This window comes from Bacteroidales bacterium (assembly GCA_018334875.1).
Lineage (GTDB): Bacteria > Bacteroidota > Bacteroidia > Bacteroidales > UBA12077 > JAGXLC01.
Genome location: JAGXLC010000401.1, coordinates 1 through 3,735, shown reverse-complemented (window position 1 = coordinate 3,735; position 3,735 = coordinate 1). Strand labels below are relative to the sequence as shown.

At 40.2% G+C, this 3,735-nt stretch carries 3 protein-coding genes; 2 read left to right on the top strand and 1 reads right to left on the bottom strand.

Annotation, left to right across the window (positions count from 1 at the left end; genetic code table 11):
• The coding region (locus KGY70_18795) for an AI-2E family transporter (GenBank protein MBS3777251.1) at nt 1–898 on the bottom strand (898 nt) is incomplete at its 3' end.
• Nucleotides 899–1,219: 321 nt separating this feature from the next.
• Between KGY70_18795 and KGY70_18790 the strand changes: the two genes are divergently transcribed.
• Nucleotides 1,220–2,887 carry an AMP-binding protein gene (locus KGY70_18790; protein ID MBS3777250.1) on the top strand — a complete coding sequence of 556 codons (1,668 nt, stop codon included), beginning with the start codon at nt 1,220–1,222 and terminating at the stop codon, nt 2,885–2,887.
• On the top strand, nt 2,884–3,558 hold the full coding sequence (locus tag KGY70_18785) for a 2-C-methyl-D-erythritol 4-phosphate cytidylyltransferase (GenBank protein MBS3777249.1): 675 nt from the start codon (nt 2,884–2,886) through the stop codon (nt 3,556–3,558). Before KGY70_18790 ends, KGY70_18785 begins: the two co-directional genes overlap by 4 nt.
• Nucleotides 3,559–3,735 lie beyond the last annotated feature (177 nt).

Below are 3,735 nucleotides of genomic sequence, written 5' to 3'. Positions count from 1 at the left end.
CAATAATTACTATTAACGGATTAAGCTTTACTTCTTTTCCTATAATAAGGGGCTCAAGCAAATAACTTTCTATTAATTGTATAGTGATAACGATCACTGAAAAAAGCAAGACCTTCTGTAAATTATCGAAAAATACCAAAGAAAACACGATGGGGAGCAAACCGCTTACGAACGGTCCAAAGTAGGGTATGATCGTAATCAAAGTGCCGAAAATGGTTAATAAAACTGCATAAGGAAGGTCAAATATAAGAAAAGTGACGTAATAAAAGATTCCCAACAGGATCATCACCTGTGCCCGTCCCCATAAATAGTGAAATACAACTTTACTGATGTTTTTAAGTACCTCTGTGGAATTTTCCTTTTTGTCCTCAGGGATGTACATCATGACAAATTCATAGATCTTTCTCCTGTATAACAATATTAAAATGACATAAATCAGAACCATTAAAAGATTGAAGATCGTATTGATAAAACTACCGACAAACCGCGTAACCTGATTTTCAACCGTATTAAAAAACTGTGCTGATCTCTCCTGCCAGAGATAACTCTGATCTTCAATAGATATATTGGTTATGGAGGCGATTTGCTTCTGAACATTGCCAATAAATGATTGAAATTCATCTCTGAACGAAGATATCTCTGTTACGAAGTCATTCATTTGATATACAAAAAGAAACAAAATGGCTCCTACTACAATAAAAACTACCAGTGTGCTGATAATGGAGGCCAGGATGCGATTGATCCTTATTGATTCCAAAAAATCACAAAAGGGCGTCATGAGTAAAGCCAACAATATGCCAAAAATAAATGGTATTAAAAAGGGCGCTCCAAAATGCAGAATGGCAAAAACCAATATGATTAAAAACAGTATTGTATTGAGTTTTGTTAGTCTATACATGGTACAACATTTTCTTTTTATAAACCTTTATATTTTCATTACCGAAAATCTCGTATACATTTAAATCAGTGAATTTTATGCAGGAGCTGACATGTTTAAATCCGTGCCGAATTTACCAAAAATTCAGGAATTCTACAGGCACGCTCCAAAACTTACTTAACGGAATAGCTTCCGGCCCAAACCATCAACTTTACCGGTACAATCTTCACCGGCCTGTATTTTCACACGCCACTCATCCCCTATGAACCGGCCAATATTTATATCGCATTGCAAAAATCACAATTAGTTTTTATATTTAAACCCTACAAATTCAAAAAAAAGATGCTAAAGGAAAATTTTATAGAATACCTGGAAAACAGTATCAAGAAGAACTGGGAGCTTCCCGCTTTCAGCGATTACAAAGGAAGTACCTATTACTACAAAGATGTGGCAAGGAAAATCACCAGAATCCACATCATGTTTGAACAATGCGAAGTGAAGAAGGGTGACAAGATTGCCCTGCTGGGCAAAAACTCGGCCAACTGGGCAATGACTTATTTGTCGGCAATCACTTATGGTGCCGTTGTGGTTCCGATACTTCCGGATTTTCATCCCAACGACATGCACCATATCATCAATCATTCCGATTCGGTGATCCTGTTTGCCGAGAACAACATATGGGAAAACCTTGATGAAGCAAATATACCCGATTTAAGGGCCATCATTTCCCTGAATGATTTCGAAATATTGAGTGAAAGCAACAAGGAGAGCGTCCGGGAAGTTTACAACAAACTGAACCAGCTCTATACCGAAAGATATGGCATCCATGGAGTGGATGTCAATCAGTTTAAGCTGGAAACCATTTCCAATAAAGAGATAGGCGCTCTGAATTATACAAGCGGAACCACCGGTTTTTCCAAAGGAGTGATGCTGCCTTTAAACAGCCTTGCGGCCAATATCCGTTTTGCCCTGGAAAACATGCCCCTGCAACCCGGGGATAATATGGTTTCCTTTTTACCCCTGGCACACACATACGGCTGTGCTTTTCAGTTTCTCTGGCCATTTACCATAGGGTGCCATCTCCATTTTCTTACACGAACTCCCTCGCCAAAAATTATCACTTCGGCTTTCAAAGAGATCCAACCCACGCTGGTCATAGCTGTTCCGCTCATTCTTGAAAAAATATATAAAAAACAAATTCTTCCCACCATTACCAAAAAATCTCTGAAGGCACTGATGAGTCTTCCTTTTATTAACAAATCCATCTACCAAAAGATCAACAAAAAGCTCACAGAAGCGTTTGGTGGCAATTTCCATGAAGTAGTCATCGGTGGTGCCCCCTTAAACGCAGATGTGGAAAAATTTCTGAGAAAGATCAAATTCCCGCTTTCGGTGGGTTATGGCATGACCGAATGCGGACCCCTTATCAGTTATGCCAACTGGGACAAGACGAAGGCAGGCTCATCAGGTAAGCTGGTGGATACGCTTGAAATCAAGATCGACTCGAACGATCCGTACAACGAGGTCGGAGAAATTCTGGTAAGGGGTGAAAATCTGATGTATGGATATTATAAAAATGAAGAGGACACCAAAAAGGCATTGGATGAAGAAGGATGGCTGCATACAGGTGACCTGGGCATTATCGACGGGGATGATTTTATTTTTATCAAAGGTAGGAGCAAAAGCGTGATAATAGGTCCTTCCGGAGAAAACATTTATCCCGAGGAAATTGAATCCAAACTGAATAACCTACCCTATGTACAGGAATCCCTTATTCTTGAGAAGGATAATAAACTGACGGCACTTGTTTACCCCGACTACGAAAAGGCCGATCAGGAAGAAATCAATACGGAAGCCCAACTGGAAGAAATCATGAAGCAAAATAAGAAGGAACTCAATGAAAGTCTTCCTAAGTTTAAGCAAATCTCAAGGATCAAACTGTATCCGACAGAATTTGAAAAAACGCCCAAGAAAAGCATACGCAGGTTTTTATATACCATTGAGGAATGAAGAGAGTTGCCATAATCGTTGCCGGCGGTATTGGAAAAAGGATGGATTCTCAGCTTCCCAAACAGTTTCTGAAGATCAACAATGAAATCATTTTAATAAAAACCATGCGTACCTTTCATGCATTCGACGGGGATATGGATATTGTTGTCGGACTGCCCGACAGGGAAATTCCAAGCTGGGAAAAGCTTTGCACCAATGAAAATTTTAGGATTCCTCATAAGGTGATAGCAGGAGGTGGAACCCGTTTTCAAACCGTAAAAAATGCGCTTCAAGCCATCACCTCTCCTTCAATAATTGCCATTCACGATGGGGTAAGGCCGCTGGTCAGCCCGGAGACCATTCAGAGGGCCTTCGAAAAAGCCGAGACCTCGGGCAATGCAATCCCTGTGGCTGATATTCATGAATCCCTCAGGCGGATCACAGACTCTGAAAATAAAGCTGTGCCCAGAGCCCATTATAAAATTGTTCAAACCCCCCAGGTATTCCATAGCGATCTACTCCTCCATGCCTACCGGCAGGAATATGATCCTGATTTTACAGATGATGCATCGGTGGTGGAGAAAACAGGGGTCCAAATCAATACAGTTAAGGGGAATCCGGAGAATATCAAGATAACGACAAAGAAGGATCTGGCAGTGGCGGAGACGCTACTTCAATTTTTAGAAAAGTAATTGTTTTATCCAATCCCCAGGTGAAGCACCTTTCCAGCCGCCAGGCAGGGAAATTACAAATCACAAAAAACAAATAACAAACAATATCCAAATATCAATTATCAAAATTCAAAACTTCCAAGCTTATGGTCATACAGACTTTAGCCTGGAATGTTTGGGTCATTTGAAATTGGTTAT

Bases quoted from the DNA above. Each gene is read 5' to 3' on its own strand.
- KGY70_18790 (MBS3777250.1), top strand. From the start codon at position 1,220: ATGCTAAAGGAAAATTTTATAGAATACCTGGAAAACAGTATCAAGAAG.
- KGY70_18785 (MBS3777249.1), top strand. From the start codon at position 2,884: ATGAAGAGAGTTGCCATAATCGTTGCCGGCGGTATTGGAAAAAGGATG.